12 protein-coding genes, 1 tRNA gene and 1 pseudogene are annotated in these 16,292 nt (G+C 41.6%); 10 read left to right on the top strand and 4 right to left on the bottom strand.

From position 1 onward, the window contains the following. Positions 1-66: 66 nt before the first annotated feature. Positions 67-387: a helix-turn-helix domain-containing protein gene (locus H5183_RS11975; protein ID WP_016708636.1), complete on the bottom strand. Its 321-nt coding sequence runs from the start codon at positions 385-387 to the stop codon at positions 67-69. 2 nt (positions 388-389) lie between these two features. Continuing rightward, the gene (locus tag H5183_RS11970) at positions 390-782 is read right to left on the bottom strand and encodes a hypothetical protein (protein ID WP_182717228.1); all 393 of its coding nucleotides are present in this window, start codon (positions 780-782) and stop codon (positions 390-392) included. Positions 783-1,120: 338 nt separating this feature from the next. Between H5183_RS11970 and cysE the strand changes: the two genes are divergently transcribed. Continuing rightward, positions 1,121-1,939: a serine O-acetyltransferase gene (gene cysE / locus H5183_RS11965; RefSeq protein WP_182731779.1), complete on the top strand. Its 819-nt coding sequence runs from the start codon at positions 1,121-1,123 to the stop codon at positions 1,937-1,939. Between the two features lie 25 nt (positions 1,940-1,964). Beyond that, complete coding sequence (locus H5183_RS11960; protein WP_182731778.1) at positions 1,965-2,636, top strand: hypothetical protein; 672 nt, start codon at positions 1,965-1,967, stop codon at positions 2,634-2,636. Positions 2,637-2,642: 6 nt separating this feature from the next. On the opposite strand, the gene xseA is transcribed toward H5183_RS11960, so the two are convergent. Then, the gene (gene xseA, locus H5183_RS11955) at positions 2,643-3,977 is read right to left on the bottom strand and encodes an exodeoxyribonuclease VII large subunit (protein ID WP_182731777.1); all 1,335 of its coding nucleotides are present in this window, start codon (positions 3,975-3,977) and stop codon (positions 2,643-2,645) included. Positions 3,978-4,112: 135 nt separating this feature from the next. Here xseA and guaB point away from each other — a divergent pair, with 135 nt between their 5' ends. The 6 genes and pseudogenes from guaB to rimI all read left to right on the top strand — a co-directional run bounded on the left by guaB (position 4,113) and on the right by rimI (position 9,675). Beyond that, positions 4,113-5,582, top strand: coding sequence for an IMP dehydrogenase (gene guaB, locus H5183_RS11950; protein WP_149982073.1), 1,470 nt, complete (start codon positions 4,113-4,115; stop codon positions 5,580-5,582). Between the two features lie 103 nt (positions 5,583-5,685). Beyond that, positions 5,686-7,263, top strand: a complete 1,578-nt coding sequence (gene guaA / locus H5183_RS11945; RefSeq protein WP_145235498.1) for a glutamine-hydrolyzing GMP synthase — start codon at positions 5,686-5,688, stop codon at positions 7,261-7,263. 420 nt (positions 7,264-7,683) lie between these two features. Next, positions 7,684-8,300: pseudogene (locus H5183_RS22020) on the top strand (MATE family efflux transporter). Between the two features lie 476 nt (positions 8,301-8,776). After that, a tRNA-Trp gene (locus H5183_RS11935) sits at positions 8,777-8,853 on the top strand. A 65-nt stretch (positions 8,854-8,918) separates the two neighbouring features. Beyond that, on the top strand, positions 8,919-9,227 hold the full coding sequence (locus H5183_RS11930) for a hypothetical protein (protein WP_182731776.1): 309 nt from the start codon (positions 8,919-8,921) through the stop codon (positions 9,225-9,227). After that, a complete protein-coding gene (gene rimI, locus H5183_RS11925) occupies positions 9,214-9,675 on the top strand; it encodes a ribosomal protein S18-alanine N-acetyltransferase (protein WP_182731775.1) in 462 nt (153 codons plus the stop codon). The genes H5183_RS11930 and rimI overlap by 14 nt, the downstream gene beginning before the upstream one ends. Here rimI and H5183_RS11920 read toward each other — a convergent pair. Next, positions 9,661-12,342, bottom strand: coding sequence for a hybrid sensor histidine kinase/response regulator (locus H5183_RS11920; protein ID WP_182717137.1), 2,682 nt, complete (start codon positions 12,340-12,342; stop codon positions 9,661-9,663). The two genes, rimI and H5183_RS11920, sit on opposite strands and share 15 nt — an antisense overlap. Positions 12,343-12,604: 262 nt before the next feature. Between H5183_RS11920 and prfC the strand changes: the two genes are divergently transcribed. Continuing rightward, positions 12,605-14,188, top strand: coding sequence for a peptide chain release factor 3 (prfC, locus tag H5183_RS11915; protein WP_145235504.1), 1,584 nt, complete (start codon positions 12,605-12,607; stop codon positions 14,186-14,188). Positions 14,189-14,243: 55 nt separating this feature from the next. Continuing rightward, complete coding sequence (gene argS / locus H5183_RS11910) at positions 14,244-15,986, top strand: arginine--tRNA ligase (protein ID WP_182731774.1); 1,743 nt, start codon at positions 14,244-14,246, stop codon at positions 15,984-15,986. Positions 15,987-16,292: the final 306 nt, after the last annotated feature.

Here is a 16,292-nt window from a genome sequence, read left to right as displayed (position 1 = left end):
ATTGCACTGACGATAAGCACTAAGGTGATGTGTCCTCGCGATTCCTTTGACATAATTTAAATCTCCTTATTTCATAATTAAAAACACGGTGATCATGCCAAGCGCAAAGCTGGCAATGGACGACAGCGCTAAAATTGTTGTGATACTTTGCGTATTTAAAGTGTGTGTCTGAGCAACTGAAACTGTATTTTCCTCAAGTTTTATTAACTCACCTTGACGTACTTCTAACACTGCACACAAGGCCATGGTGGTTTCTTTAGACGCTGCACCTTCTTTTTCTACCCGTTGAATAGTTCGTAAACTTACGTCACAGGCATCTGCAAGCTGTTGTTGAGTCCAATCAAGCTTTTGCCTTAATGCTTTTATGGTTTTGGGGTTTAATTGCATGATTATTTCCCCAAAGCTAATGTTGAAATAATATACCCAACAGTAAAACCAACAACAAAACATCCAGCAATAAAAAGAGCTGATTTTTTAGGGTTACTAAATAAAGTTGTTTGCTCTAAGCTTTTAACTAACTTTTTATTTTTAAACAGTGAGCACTCAAGCCTACCAGTTAAAATATTGTGCATTTCAAACTTAACATTAAAAGTATTACCTGATAGTTCAAATTGGTGTTTACTTGTGACATTAATACTTCGCTTTTCACTAACTAGCTCATCATTAATATAGACTTCTTCCTTACCGGTGAAGTAACTGCCAAAGCAGGCTATTTGATCGTCGCCATCTTGAAAGTAAAATTTATAGCCTAGTTTCTTTGTATTGAGTATGTCATTGTTCATCATCGTATTCCTTATTAAGTTGATGATGCTAATTTAGCGTTTATTATTATTTTTTACGCCGTCAGCTTTACGCCAGTTGTTATTTTGTCATATGACAGTATAACTGTCATTGATGTTTAGTTATTGAATTTTAAAGTTTTATATTTTTTATGGCTACACGTTAATTTTATCTACTGTCGTAACTCATTATGTAAAACTATAATGAGATTATTAAAGAATGATTTTGAAATTTAGTTATATCTAATAACTAGAACAAATAACCGCAGCGTTAACACATCTGACTTGAAATCCGTTAAACTGCATAAAAGCTTATCTTCGTATTAATCTAAGGCCGTCCTATGCGTCATGAAATTTGGCAACAGCTCCGCACCGAAGCAAAAGAAGTCGTTACCCGTGAACCTCTATTAGCAAGTCATGTGTATTCATGCATTTTAAATCATGAGTGTTTAGGGTCTGCGTTGAGTTTTATCGTTGCCAATAAGTTATCTGATGCTGTGGTATCTGCATTTACTATCCGGGAGTTATTTGATCAGGCTTTTGTTGAATGTGATCGAATGCTTACTTATGTTGCCCATGATATAAAAGCCGTTAAAGATCGTGATCCCGCTGCCGATACATATTTAACTGTGATATTAAATTTAAAAGGTTTCCATGCAATTCAAGCACATCGACTCGCCCATTGCTTATGGTTACAAAACCGTAAAGAGCTCGCTCGCTTTATTCAAAGCCGTACCTCAGAAGTATTTGGCGTTGATATCCATCCTGCTTGTAAAGTCGGCCATGGTATTATGTTTGACCATGCAACTGGTATAGTGATTGGTGAAACAGCTGTTATTGAAGATAACGTCTCTATTTTACAATCAGTTACTCTAGGTGGTACTGGTAATGAAAAAGGCGATCGTCATCCGAAAATTCGCGCCGGTGTTTTAATTGGTGCTGGGGCTAAAGTGCTCGGCAATATTGAGGTCGGCGAGGGCGCCCGAATTGGCGCAGGCTCAGTGGTACTGAGCGCCGTACCACCACACACCACGGTTGTAGGCGTACCAGCTAAAATAGTTGGTAAACCAAATTGCCCCTGTCCAGCGAAAAGTATGAATCAGAATTTTTTAGAGGTTGATGAGCCGCAAAACGAATCACACACCAGTGCAATGCTCTAAGTAAAAAACTTAAAAGGAATTAAGTATGAGTAAAAATAATCCATTTTCGCTGTTGTTAGCATTTATCACAGGTGTTGTTCTAACGTGGAGTTATTTTGCGTTGAGCTCTGACGAAGCAGCTCCTGTGACTACAACACAAACACAGGTACTTGAACAAGAAGTCAAAATAATGCCTGCCAGTACCGTAGCTGCAGAGCTAGATACAGTATCCCAGTCTCAACAAGTGACTGATATTACCTCGTCTGCCCAAGATACATCAGCGCAAACAACGGATGAACAAACGCTTGAGCAACAAGTGCAACAGCTCAAGCGTGAGTTACTGCAACAGCAAAAATTAGTAAAAGCTTACGAACAACAATTACAAGCACCGTCCGATTTTGAACAAGCTTTGCTAGACAAGTTTACTGAGCAAAGTCGCAATGAAGAGTGGGCTTATCGTACCGAGACTGCTATGAAAGACTTTTTACAGATTGCTGACCTTGGCATCACCCCTGAATTAGTTAGTGCGCAGTGTAAAAGTTCGGTATGTAAATTTGAACTTGCAGCGCCAAAGGATGTAGATGATTTTGATCATACCCAATGGCGCGAACTCAACGATAAGTTGGTACAACAAGACTTTTGGCAGCAATTTAAAGTCAGTACTTCAAAATCAAGCGATCGCGATTTTTCATTATTATTAAGTACTGAGTCAGAATAACGAGCCTCAGCTGACAAGAGCTTGAATCACGCCATCAGCAAGCTCGGTTACAATTAAATCACCTTGAGTTACTTGCTTAATAGACTTAATCACTTGCCCTTGCTCATTTTTAGTGATGCTATAACCACGAGCGAGTACATTGAGCGGACTTACCGATTCTAATCGGCTAGCCTGCATTGCGAGGGTATTTTGGGCACTGTGTAATTGTTGCTGCATGGTTTGTGTTAAACGCCCTTGTAGTTGCTGTAATTGATGACTTGCCTGAGTAATTTTGCGATCTGGTGAGCGCTGCATTAGTCGCGGCGTTAGATTATTTAAGCGGCGCTCATATTGATAGAGCCGATTTTGTATCGCCTGCTGTAATGCTACTGTCAATTCATCTAAACGTTGTGCTTGTTGATTTAACTGATTACGCGGATGACATAATGTTAAACGGTGCTCAAGTGCTGTTGCAACGCTTTGCTTTGCAGATAACTGATGTTTAAACGCATTGGCTAAGCGATTTAATTGTTGTTGGATTTGATTATAAAGTTCGCTGCTATTGGGGCTAACAAGCTCTGCAGCCGCGCTTGGCGTTGCGGCGCGCACATCGGCAACATAATCGCTAATGGTGGTATCAATTTCATGACCGACAGCACTGATAATTGGTAGGTTACTGGCAAAAATAGCGCGTGCCAGTAGCTCATGGTTAAAGCACCATAAATCTTCTAGTGATCCACCACCGCGGCCTAAAATAATTACATCAACTTCATTGCGGACATTAGCAATATTGATTTTATCAATTAATTGTAGGTGCGCGTCTTTACCTTGTACCATAGCAGGGTAGATCACGACTTCAAGTTGTGGCGCTCGACGCTTAAGTACCGTTAAAATATCTTTGATAGCCGCCCCTGTGGCTGATGTAATAACACCAACACGATGCACAACCCCAGGCAATGGTTGTTTATGGGCGGAGCTAAATAAACCTTCGGCGGCTAAGCGCATTTTTAATTCATCAAACTGTTGCTTTAGTTGCCCTTCGCCAGCAGCTTCCATGTGTTCAACAATCAGCTGATAGTCACCACGCGGTTCATACAGCGATACTCGGGCTCGAACTGTCACTTGTGCGCCATTTTCAGGGCGATAGCGTTGGCCTCGATTGTTGCCTCGCCACATCGCCGCTTTTACTTGAGCGCGATCATCTTTGAGCGTGAAATACCAATGACCAGAGGCTGGTGTAATGAAATTTGATATTTCGCCGGTTAAATTTAACGATGCGAATCCTTGTTCGAGTACGGTTCTTATTTCTCTATTTAACCTAGAAACGGTATAAATCGTTTGCTGCTGGGATGTTACGGCCATAAAGCGACTCTAAAAAGCGATGATGGGGGTATTTTATCATAAATAATTGTGAAATCTTATTTACTCGTGCCCACAACGCTGATAAAATTTGGCCGCAATTCCTTAAACAAGATCCACATGTGAGAAGTTGCCAAAATGCTTAGAATTGCTAAAGAAGCTCTTACCTTTGATGACGTACTTTTAGTACCCGGTCATTCTACTGTTTTGCCACACACGGCAAACATTTCAACTCGCTTAACGCGTGGTATCAAACTTAACTTGCCGCTAGTTTCAGCATCTATGGATACTGTTACCGAAGCACGCTTAGCGATTGCGCTAGCGCAAGAGGGCGGTTTAGGTTTTATCCACAAAAACATGACAATTGAAGAACAAGCCAAAAACGTACGTAAAGTTAAAACGTATGAAGCGGGTATTGTTTCTTTCCCTGTTACTGTGACAGCGGATTTAACCATTGCAGATGCAATTGTACTTGCTGAAGAAAAAGGCTTTTCAGGTTTTCCGGTAACGGACGCTGAAAACGGCCTTGTTGGTATTGTTACCAGCCGCGATATGCGTTTCGAAACCAAGCTTGAGCAACCGGTTTCAACAGTGATGACTAAAAAAGAAAAGTTAGTCACTGTAAAAGAAGGTGCAGCGCGTGATGAAATCTTAGGATTAATGCACGAACACCGTATCGAAAAAATCCTTGTTGTTGATGATGCGTTTAAATTAAAAGGCATGATCACAGTAAAAGATTATCAAAAAGCACAAGACAAACCACATGCATGTAAAGATGAACAAGGTCGTTTACGTGTAGGTGCTGCCGTTGGTGTAGGTCCAGGTACTGATGAGCGTATTGCTGCATTAGTCGAAGCGGGCGTTGATGTATTACTAATTGATACCTCACATGGTCATTCTCAAGGTGTTATCGACCGTGTTGCACAAACTCGTCAAACTTACCCTGAACTACAAATTGTAGCTGGCAATGTGGCAACAGCTGAAGGTGCGATTGCGCTTGCCGACGCCGGTGTTGATGCAGTTAAAGTAGGAATTGGCCCAGGTTCAATCTGTACTACGCGTATTGTTACTGGTTGTGGTGTACCACAAATCACAGCTATCTCTGATGCTGTTGATGGCCTAAAAGGTCGTGACATTCCAGTGATTGCTGATGGTGGTATTCGTTTCTCAGGTGATATTGTAAAAGCACTTGTTGCTGGTGCATCATGTGTGATGGTTGGCTCAATGCTAGCGGGTACTGAAGAAGCGCCTGGTGAAGTCGAGCTTTACCAAGGCCGTTACTACAAGTCATACCGTGGTATGGGCTCGCTTGGTGCGATGAACCAAAAAGAAGGTTCATCAGATCGCTATTTCCAAAAATCAAATCAAGCAGACAAGCTTGTGCCAGAAGGGATTGAAGGTCGTGTGGCTTATAAAGGTCCAATCGCGACAATCATTCACCAACAAGTTGGCGGCCTGCGCAGCGCAATGGGTTTAACCGGTTGTGCCACGATTGAAGAATTAAACACTAAACCTCAGTTTGTACGTGTTACTTCAGCAGGTATGGGTGAGTCACATGTTCATGATGTGCAAATCACCAAAGAAGCACCTAACTACCGCTTAGGTTAATAGCTTCAAATCTATTAAAATTACTGGGCTAGCTTCGCTAGCCCTTATTTATTATAGTCATTCAGGTAACCTGAGTGCTAGTTCTTGACTAACGAGACCCTCAATGAGCAAAGACATTCACGATTCACGAATTCTTATTTTAGACTTTGGTTCGCAATACACGCAATTGATCGCCCGCCGTGTGCGAGAAATTGGTGTTTACTGTGAACTGTGGGCATGGGACGTAACGGAAGAGCAGATCCGTGAGTTCAATCCACAAGGTATCATTCTATCTGGTGGCCCTGAGTCAACAACCTTAGAAAACAGCCCGCGTGCCCCTGAGTATGTATTCAATGCAGGCGTACCTGTACTTGGTATTTGTTACGGCATGCAAACAATGGCTACTCAGCTTGGCGGTAGCGTTCATAGCTCTGATAAGAAAGAGTTTGGTTACGCGCAAGTTGAAAAAGTCGGTAACTGTGCATTATTTGATGCCATTGAAGACAGCATTACCGATGGCGGTGAAGGCATTTTAGACGTGTGGATGAGCCATGGTGATAAAGTAATGGAAATTCCAGATACTTTCAAAACCACAGCTAAGACATCTACTTGCCCACATGCGGCAATGTCTAACGAAGAAAAGCGTTTTTACGGCGTACAATTCCACCCAGAAGTAACCCACACTCATCAAGGCCAACGTTTGCTAGAACGCTTTGCGATTGATATTTGTGGTTGTGAAAAACTGTGGACTGCTGCAAAAATCATTGATGACGCCATAGAGCGCATTAAAGATACTGTGGGTGATGACGAAGTAATCTTAGGTTTATCTGGTGGTGTTGATTCATCAGTGGTGGCTATGCTTATTCACCGCGCGATTGGCGACCGTTTAACCTGTGTATTTGTTGATAACGGTTTACTGCGTTTAAACGAAGGTCAGCAAGTAATGGATATGTTTGGCAATAAGTTTGGCCTAAACATTATCAAAGTGGATGCCGAAGAATTATTCTTAGCGGATCTTGCTGGTAAATCAGACCCAGAAGACAAGCGTAAAGCGATTGGCCATACATTTATTAAGGTATTTGATAGCGAATCTAAAAAGCTTAAAAATGCAAAATGGTTAGGTCAAGGTACTATCTATCCAGATGTTATCGAGTCAGCAGCGTCTGCAACTGGTAAAGCGCATGTGATCAAGTCTCACCATAATGTGGGCGGCTTACCAGATGACATGGAAATGGGCTTAGTTGAGCCACTGCGTGAATTATTTAAAGATGAAGTACGTAAAATTGGTTTAGAGCTCGGTTTACCGTACGACATGCTTTATCGTCACCCGTTCCCTGGGCCTGGTCTAGGTGTGCGTGTACTTGGCGAAATCAAAAAAGAGTACTGTGACTTATTACGCCGTGCTGACGCTATCTTCATTGAAGAGCTTCACAAAGCAGAGCTTTACCATAAAGTAAGCCAAGCATTCACGGTATTCTTACCGGTTAAGTCGGTAGGGGTTATGGGTGATGCACGTAAGTACGATTGGGTTGTTTCACTTCGTTGTGTAGAAACTATCGACTTTATGACTGCACGTTGGTCACATTTACCGTATGAGTTCTTAGGTCTGGTTTCAAACCGCATCATTAATGAAATCGACGGTATCTCACGCGTTGTTTACGATATTTCAGGAAAACCACCTGCGACAATCGAGTGGGAATAATTTTTAGGCCTGAAATGTCTGGCACTAACAGACATTAAATCTTAATTAAGTCCGCGTAATTGCGGACTTTTTTTGTTCGGAACATCACTGAAAAAATGCTCTGACACTTTGTTCTATAAGTCAAAATATGGCCCAGCCTTGATTCTGCGTTACCAATTCACAAATCAAATAATAACTGTCTAAATCAAAATGATCTGGGCTTAGGGCATTTTCGCGGTTTTCTCCTGAGCGGTTACATAGTACGAACTGACGATATTGTTGTAGTTGCGAAAGAGTCAACACATCTTCTTTAGCGAGAGGGTGCTTTTTACCGATATACGTTACTTTACGTCGTCAAAAGCTAAAACCAAGCTATCGGTTAAACAACTTGATAAGACCATCGCCACTCGTATCGTGCAATTAGGGTCGTCAAACTTAGTGATGTTTATCTACTTCAGCTTCGTCATGGCGTTCCATAACATGCAATTTATGGCCTACGGAGACACCACGCAGTTAGCCGCATTCGCGATTGTTGGCTACTTAGCGAGCTGTTATTACTTCTTCGCTGAAGGCTTAGTCAGCGGCTTGCAGCCACCAGTGAGTTACTACTTAGGCGCCAAGCAATACAAACGCATTAGCGAAACCGTAAAACTGGCTTTTCTGTTACCGTTGGGTCCGGTATAGCTTTGGTAATACTGTTTAACATTTTTCCAGAAATCTTTATCAGCATCTTTACCACAGGCAATGATGCATTACTTGAAGCAAGCAAAAACGGTATTCGTTTACACTTAATGGCATTGTTTTTAGATGGCTTCTTATTCATGGCGTCCATCTACTTCGTCGCCGTTGGTAAAAGCGGACAAGCCCTGTTTGTTTCCGTCGGCAATATGTTGATACAGTTTCCTTTCCTATTCATCTTGCCGAAATACCTAGGTATCGATGGTGTTTGGTTAGCCGTCCCTTTATCTAACATTGCCTTCGCATTGATCGTACTGCCGATGCTATTAAGCAACCTGAAAGGTTTTATGTACATGCATAAACAACAAAGTTTCGCTTAAAAAACAATAAGAAAAAAATAGTAAGGATATTTTTATATCGACGAGCGTTAAATAACTTTGGGGCAAAAGCGAGTTATGAGTTTTAACAACAGAGTCTGCATCACTTAGTATGACTTGATATGCAGCTGGTCGCTCATGTTTTGATACGCTTTAAAAATGGACAACAAGTTGAGTATAAAAAGTGAATAGAATTGAACCTAACCGTGCTTACTACTGAAAAGAAGCACGGGCTTCGTTGTGATATGGCCGAATCCTCAGTCTGGGCCAAAGCTGAACTAAAACGTCTGCGAGTAGCAAAATGTAAAAAGTTCTGAGCATGGATATATGAAGGCTTATCCTAGTTTAGGTAAGTAATTATAAAAACGGCGAATTAGTTGGCTAATTCGCCGTTTTGTTTATTTAAAAAGCAGTTAAACTAAAAGAGTGATTTTTTTCTTTACCTTTAGCGAAACTTCTCTATAATTCGTCGTCATTGCAGGGGCGTAGTTCCAATTGGTAGAACAGCGGTCTCCAAAACCGATGGTTGGGAGTTCGAGTCTCTCCGCCCCTGCCACTTCTTCTTTACATAGCCTTGATTACTTCTTATATTGTTCCAGTGTTTAAATCTACTGAGTTTTTATGCATCCACGATACGCAGCTATTTTTGGTATAGAAAACCTCGAACTAAATCAGCATTTCCGATTACAGCCAGTCGCTGAACAACGTTCTGATGCACCAAGTGCAGCGCCGCAGGTAAATATAGAGCTAAGTACAACGCTATTGGCTGATTTAAATCGCGCTATTGCGCCATTAAAAATTAGCCAAGTAGTGCAAAGCGATGAGCTTGCATGGCATGATGGTCAATTGAGCTTACCAACCCAGCAGCTTAATGCTGATAATAAACGCGCGCTATGGGCGCTGATGAGCACACACCTTGATAACCTTTGAATCTGTTAATGAATTATCCATTGATGCGCTGATGCGTGTTGAGAACGCGTGTCACACTCATCCGTGGACAGTAAACACTATGCAATCATGTCTCGCTGGGCGTTACTTTAATTTAGCTGCGTTTAATGAGCAGCAAATTATTGGTTTTTATATCGGTGAAAAAGCAGGGCCTGACTTTACTTTAATGGATATCTGCGTGGCACCTGATTTTCAGGGGCAGGGGATTGCCAAACAATTGCTTGCAGCGTTTATTGAATACGGCGAAAAGCATCACGCTGAAAACTTATTTTTAGAAGTACGTGAAACCAATACTCGTGCCATCGCCTTATATGAGCAGGCAGGCTTTAGTGAAATGTCGGTACGTAAAAATTACTACCCAAGTAGTGACCCATCAAAAAATGGCCATGAAGATGCTATCTTAATGGGAATGACATTACTTTTTGGTTAATGACTGTTCTTGTTGCAAGGTATATTTTATCGCTTCAATTAAGCTCAGTGCCAAATAATCACGGCGATTGTGATCACGACCACGTAAATTATCTTCAAGTGTGGCCGCCGCATGGTGAATATTACTAAAACCAAAACAACCAGCACTGCCTTTTAAACTATGGGCCAGTGCTCTGAGCTGCTCCCACTCACCATTATTGTATAGCTGCGTAACGTCGGTTAAATAACCTGGCAGTTTTAAGCGATAGTTGTCGTTGATCTGTTGAAATTTTTCGCTGTTTAGCAAGCTATCCCATTTATTTTGGCTGTCTTTTTCAATATTTAAATAGCTAACAAGCACACTTTCTAAGGCATCTTTATCGATAGGCTTAGCCAGTGCTTCGTCGCAACCGGCTTGCAAATAGGTGTTTACGTCATCTTTCATTACATTCGCGGTAAGTGCAATGATCGGCCCATCGTAGGCTGCATGGCGGAGCATTTGTGTGGCTTCTAAGCCGCCCATTACCGGCATTTGCATGTCCATAATGATTAATTGATAGTCATTCACCAGCGCCATTTCAACAGCTTCTGCACCATTGTTGGCTATATCAGGCTCAAGCCCCCATGTTTGCAGTAATAACTTGATTAGTACTTGGTTGTCAGGGTTATCCTCGGCGACTAATATATTGGCATCAAAGCTATTTTCTGCGAATGAAAGCTGTAAGTCCTTAGCGGGAGTTAATTGGCTTAACTCAGTCAGCATTGGCACTGTTTGTTGTTTATCAGCAGGTAAGTTACAGGCAATTTGCACGCAGAAACAGCTTCCTTGGCCTGGCGTGCTTGTTACATAAACATCACCACCGAGCAATTGTGCTAAATTTTTAGAAATACATAAGCCTAAGCCAGTGCCGCCAAAGCGTCGTGTTGTTGTTGTATCAGCTTGTTCAAAAGGCTTGAATACCCGCTCAACTTCTCGCTCTGACATGCCAATACCGCTATCTTTAATGGCAAATTCTATGAGTTGTAAATCACTGTTATAGGTAATATCTAATTCAATTAAACCTTGCTCGGTAAACTTCACTGCATTGCTGGCAATATTAATGAGAATTTGCTTTAAACGAGTGCTATCACTATTAATTATGCGCGGTAATGGTAAGTGAAAATTGATATTGCAGTTAAGTTTTTTCTCTTGTGATAAAGGACGAATAATCGAATCAATATCATGAACTAACTGCACAATATCTAGCGGTTCTTTTTCAACTGCTAATTTTTCGGCTTCGATTTTCGACAAGTCTAAAATATTATTGATGAGTTCAAGTAAGTGTTTAGAGTTACGTAATATAGTATTTAGGTGCCAAGCGTCGCCGGTTGTATTTTGGCTGTGTAATAGCTGCTCAGTAAAGCCCATGATAGCGGTTAGTGGTGTACGTATCTCATGACTCATATTGGCTAAAAAGCGGCTTTTTAATTGGTTCGCTTGTTCCGCTTGGGCAATGGCCACCTCGAGTTGACTATTCATGGTTTCAAGTGCTTTGGTACGGCTTTCGACTTTATCTTCTAAGTGATGTTTATATTCTTCAAGTTCGTCTTGATAATGACGAATTTGGTTCACCATGTGATTAAAATCATTAAATAATACCCCCACCTCATCATTATTATGGGCAGGCAAATATACCGACAAATCGCCGTCTCCTACTCGATGGCTGGCTGCCCCAAGTAACTCAATTGGGTTAAGTAGTAAATTACGTACCACAATAAAAATCAGCATCGGCAGGGTGATCACTGAAATAATTACAATCAAGGCGGTGATCAAACTGATCGCTTTGCCGGATTGATAAAGCAAGGCTTTGGGGATGGTCGAGACATAATAATAACCGCCGCTCATTTGGATGGCGTAAATCATCCGTTCAACCTTATCAATACTCGATAACTCTATGGTTGAGAGCTTACCTAGATCGGCTAAGTCGTGAATTTGTTGCAGCTCATATTCGCTAATATATTGACCGCGCTTATTGTAGTCTGAGCTAAATAATATTTTGCCATTGCTGGTCAGTAATAAATTTAAGGTATTGTTATAGGGCGCTTCTAAAATGCTGGTATTTAAAATCGATGGCTCAACATGCAACACAATAAACCCTAATTGTTGCGGACGTTTAAGGTAGTAATCAGCACTGTAAATACGTTGAATAAAATACAAACTGGTAGTGCCATCTTGTTTTTGCACCATAAACTGTTGTTGGCGTAAGTTACTTTGTAAAACTTGTGAGAAAAATGGATAGCTGGTTGGTGCGGTATTTAAATTACTGGAGTAATAGGCGTCGCTTTGACCATCCGGAGAGACTAAATTTACGCTAACAATATCGGGGTAAGCTTCTGAATAGCTTGCAAATACATCCATTAGTGCGCCTAGGCGACGGGTGTAATTGCCGTTATCGCGTAAGTCATCTGCTAAAAAGTCACTTAGTACAGGGGAGGCCGAGAGTAACTTTGTAGTAGAGTGAAATGAATCGATGTAATTGAACATTTTTTGTTGTTGCTGTTCAACAAAACGGCTAACAATGAGCTCGGCTTGTTTTTGTGTGGAGCTGGTAACGTTGGTGAGAGTAAAGCCACCTAAAAACAATAACGGTAAAATCACCAAAGGCGTGATATACCATAATAATCTTATACTTAACTTACTTGTTCTCATACCCAAACAAAATATCCTCCATGTAATCTATCAATAGTATGCGTTAGCGTAAAATTACACAAGTTTAGTGCGTTCGCTGCAGCAAACGGGTTGAGCTGATTTTAAACCAAGTTATCGGCTAATTACTTGCAATCGTTGCTTTTTTGGCTAAGACAAACAAGGTATAATGTGACTAATTCTATTTTATATTTACAGTGCGTAGCGAAGACCTGTGCTTAGGTTTGTTTTTGGTTGCGCCTTGTTATGACTTAAAGCGGCTTACATGTCTAATTTATTAAACGAAATCAATACGCGACGCACGTTCGCGATCATCTCGCATCCGGATGCTGGTAAAACTACCATCACCGAAAAAGTACTGTTGTTCGGACAAGCTATTCAAAAAGCGGGTACCGTTAAAGGCCGTGGCTCTAATCAACATGCCAAGTCTGACTGGATGGAAATGGAAAAAGAGCGTGGTATCTCGGTCACGACCTCTGTTATGCAATTCCCATACAATAAAGCGCTAGTAAACTTACTTGATACCCCAGGACATGAAGATTTCTCTGAAGATACTTATCGTACCTTAACTGCGGTCGATTCATGTTTGATGGTGATCGATGCGGCTAAAGGTGTTGAAGATCGTACTCGTAAATTAATGGAAGTAACGCGCTTACGTACCACGCCAATTGTCACATTTATGAATAAATGTGACCGCGATATTCGTGATCCGATGGAGTTGTTAGACGAAGTTGAAACAGAGCTAAATATAGCTTGTGCACCGATCACATGGCCAATTGGCTGTGGTAAAGAGTTTAAAGGTGTTTATCATATTCACCGCGGCGAGACCTTGTTATACAAAACCGGCCAAGGTCATACTATTCAAGAAGTACGCAGCATTAAAGGGCTTGATAATCCTGAGCTTGATGCAGCGATTGGCGATGAGCTTGCTGGGCAACTGCGTGAAGAGTTAGAACTTGTTATTGGTGCATCGCACGAATTTGATTTAGAGCTATTTTTAGCGGGTGAGTTATCACCAGTGTACTTTGGTACTGCGCTTGGTAACTTTGGTGTTGATCATGTGCTTGATGGCCTAACTGAGTGGGCACCAACGCCATTACCGCGTGAAACAGAAGACCGTACTGTTGTTGCAACAGAAGAGAACTTCACTGGCTTCGTATTTAAAATTCAAGCGAATATGGACCCTAAGCACCGTGACCGTATTGCGTTTATGCGTATTGTGTCGGGTAAATACAGCCAAGGCATGAAAATGAACCATGTGCGTATAGGTAAACAAGTCAGTATTTCTGATGCGGTAACCTTTATGGCGGGTGATCGTGAGCGTGCAGGTGATGCTTTTGCAGGTGATATTATTGGTTTACATAACCACGGTACGATCCAGATAGGTGATACCTTCACACAAGGTGAAAAGCTTAAATTTACTGGTATTCCAAACTTTGCGCCGGAATTATTCCGCCGCATTCGTCTGCGTGATCCACTTAAACAAAAGCAATTATTAAAAGGCTTGGTGCAGCTATCTGAAGAAGGTGCAGTACAAGTATTTAGACCGCTTATTAATAACGACTTAATTGTAGGCGCGGTTGGTATATTGCAGTTTGATGTGGTTGTAGCGCGTTTGAAAGCAGAATATAACGTAGATGCTTTATACGAAAGCGTAAATGTAAATACCGCACGTTGGGTAAGTTCGACTGACGTTAAAAAGTTTGAAGATTTTAAACGTAAGTGCGAAAGCAACTTAGCGCTTGATGGCGGCGATAATTTAACTTACATAGCGCCGAGTCGTGTAAATCTTAACTTATCAATTGAGCGCTATCCAGAAGTGACATTTAACCACACGCGTGAAAATTAGACTCAAATTTTAATTTAAAGCCCGCTAACGCGGGTTGGTAAAGGTAATAAATTACATGAATATTCGTACCCTACTAATTGAAAGAGCCATCGCAGCCATGACTGGCGCTGGCTTACCAGCAGATACTAACCCTGCGGTAACACAGAGTACCCGCCCACAATTTGGTGACTACCAAATTAATGGTGCAATGGGCGCTGCTAAAAAAATGAAAAGTAACCCGCGAGAGCTTGCACAACAAATTATTGATCACTTAGATGTAAGTGATATCGCAGACAAAACAGAAATTGCCGGCCCTGGTTTTATCAATATTCACCTAAAACCTGAGTTTTTAGCGCAAAGCTTAAAAGCGGCAAACCAAGATGCAAAGCTGGCTGTTGCTGAGCATGCACAACCGCAAAAAGTAGTGGTTGATTACTCATCACCTAATCTTGCTAAAGAAATGCACGTTGGGCATTTACGTTCAACGATCATTGGCGATGCAGTAGTACGCGCACTGGAGTTTCGTGGCGACACGGTTATTCGTCAAAACCACATGGGCGATTGGGGCACGCAATTTGGTATGCTGATTGCGCATCTGGAAGATCAAATCAGCCAAGGTGTTGATTTAGATTCTGTGGCACTTGCTGATCTAGAAACCTTCTACCGCGACGCTAAAAAGCGTTTTGATGATGAAGAAGGTTTTGCAGATAAAGCGCGTGATTACGTAGTAAAACTACAAGGTGGCGACGCGCATTGTGAAAAACTATGGAAGTTGTTTATCGCAACCTCGGTAAAGCATTCTGAAGAAGTATACAAACGCTTAAATGTAACGCTTACACCAGACGACATCATGGCTGAAAGTGCTTATAACAGTGAACTGAACAATATCATTAAGTTATTACAAGATAAGAATATTGCCGTTGAGTCACAAGGCGCACAGGTGGTGTTTTTAGATGAGCTGGCAAATAAAGATGGTGAGCCATCAGTGTTTATCGTGCAAAAGTCAGGTGGCGGTTTCTTATACGCAACCACCGATTTAGCCGCCTGTGATTACCGTTCAAACAAGTTAGGCGCAGCCCGCATTTTAATTTTTGTTGATGCGCGTCAAAGCCTACACTTCAATCAAGTAGAGCTTACTGCACGTAAAGCCGGTTTACTACGCGATGAAACTAGCTACGAATTTTGCCCATTTGGCACCATGATGGGTGAAGACGGCAAACCATTTAAAACGCGTACAGGTGGCACGGTAAAACTTGCTGATTTACTTGAAGAGTCAATCACTCGAGCTGCTGCTAAGCTTGCTGAGCGTGAGTCTGACTTAACTGATGAAGAGCGCAGTGAAATTGCCCGTAAAGTAGGTATTGGCGCAGTTAAATATGCAGACCTTTCTAAGCACCGAACCAGTGATTACATTTTCAACTGGGACAGTATGCTTAGCTTTGAAGGGGCAACAGCACCTTACTTACAATATGCTTATACTCGTGTACGCAGTATTTTCCGTAAATCAGGCGTAGACGCAGCAAGTTTAAACGCAGATGTCGCTATTGTTGAGCCGCAAGAAAAAACCCTTGCGCTTAAACTACTGCAATTAGAAGAAGTACTTGATCAAATGATCAGTGAGGCAACACCGCACGTATTATGTAGTTACCTATACGAGCTTGCCAGCCTATACATGACCTTCTACGAAGCGTGCCCAGTACTTAAAGAAGGCGTAGAGCCAAGTGTACGCGATAGCCGTTTAGTGCTGTGTAATTTGGTAGCGGATACACTGAAAACGGGCCTAGATCTTTTAGGCATTGAAGTCATGGAGCAAATGTAATCACCGTCGTATTTTAATCTAATACTGCGTTGTCCACTCGACTGACCCTAATCACATACAACTACGTATGCTCATAGGGATAAGTCGAGTGTCCGCCTTATCTTAGACTAAACTACTTAGGTGAACGTCTGCTGTGTGTAGTTCGCTTTAGCTGCGTTAATGAGTTTATTTAGCCTAAGTCACATACAAAAGTGACAAGGTACTAGGAAGAAATAGGCCCTAGGTTCTAAGAATAGTTTGATACACAGATAGTTGTTTATAAATTTTTGAAGAACCTAGAACCTAGAACCTAGAACCTAGAACCTA

Origin of the sequence: Pseudoalteromonas sp. SR44-8, assembly GCF_014163635.1 — a bacterium.
Lineage (GTDB): Bacteria > Pseudomonadota > Gammaproteobacteria > Enterobacterales > Alteromonadaceae > Pseudoalteromonas > Pseudoalteromonas rhizosphaerae.
The sequence above is the reverse complement of the archived record's forward strand: the minus strand, read 5'-3'. Positions and strand labels throughout refer to the sequence as shown.